Annotated in this window: 1 protein-coding gene; it reads left to right on the top strand. The window is 47.1% G+C overall.

All coding sequences use genetic code 11. The features are described 5' to 3' along the window. Nucleotides 1-1040, top strand: a 1040-nt coding sequence (locus R7M72_RS25525; protein WP_318056514.1) for an S-type pyocin domain-containing protein, incomplete at its 5' end; no start/stop codon positions are given. Between the last annotated feature and the right edge of the window lie 70 nt (nt 1041-1110).

Genomic DNA, 1110 nt, shown 5'->3' with positions numbered 1-1110 from the left:
TCATACCCGCCATTCAAGCGACACAAGCACAAATGGCTATGGGCAGTTCCGCAGCTGTCGCCGGTTCCCCAGAGCAAATGCAGCAAACCCAAACCGCAGCGATGCAGTTAGATAAACTGGCCGGCACATTGAAAGACAAAATCGTCGAGGGCTACCGCTGGCAGGTCGAAGGTATTGGCGCTTTGTTTGCCATGCAGCAAAGCTTATTTGGCGATAACACCCAATACACAGACCAAGATTTACGCCAAGTAACCACGGCGCAAAGCCGCGTTCGTGTCCACATTACCGAGCCCCAAGATGGTGAGTTTTATCCGCACGTACAGGGCTATCATGTAGATGACACACGAATCCCCATCAAATATGTGAAACAAGGGAACAATGGTCAGTTGTCCGTTGCGATTGAAGAGAACGGACCAACCATATATTGGACTCCAGAAGAAAACGGTGAAGCAAGTTGGCAAACTACCCCCGATCATAGTGATGGGTTTGAAAAAGACGATATACTGGTCACGCCAATCCACTCGGATAGCGATGCGAACGTCACCGTTACGCCTGCGCCTGAAGAGAAAGACTGGCGTGATGCGATCTTGGTATTCCCTGAAAGCTCAGGCATTGCTCCGCTCTATGTGGTTTACAAAGAAAGCCCGAGAGATAAGCCCGGAGTAGTTACTGGTAAGGGCGAAGATATCTTTGGTATCTGGTTAGCTGATGCGGGTAAAGACTTGGGTGCTCCAATACCTTCCCAAATTGCTGATAAGCTAAGAGGAAGAGAGTTCAGTAGCTTTGATGCATTTAGAGAAGGCTTTTGGTACGCCGTTGGTGAAGACCAAACTTTACTCAACCAGTTCAGCCGTGCGAATCAACGTTTGATCAAGAGAGGCCGTTCTCCTTTTTCGCTACCAAGTGAACAAGTTGGAGGGAGACAAAGGTATGAGTTACACCACAAAGAAGAGATACAGTATGGTGGAGAAGTATTCCATGTAGATAATTTATGTGTCCTTACCCCGAAACGACATATCAGCATACATAAGGATCAATAATATGAAGCTTGTAATTAAAGATGCCTTACAAGACTACACCGAGGCGGAATTCTATCGCTTCTTAGAAGAA

This window comes from Vibrio sp. YT-18 (genome assembly GCF_033337345.1).
In the GTDB taxonomy this organism is placed as follows: domain Bacteria; phylum Pseudomonadota; class Gammaproteobacteria; order Enterobacterales; family Vibrionaceae; genus Vibrio; species Vibrio alginolyticus.
This window is presented reverse-complemented; position numbering and strand designations above follow the sequence as displayed.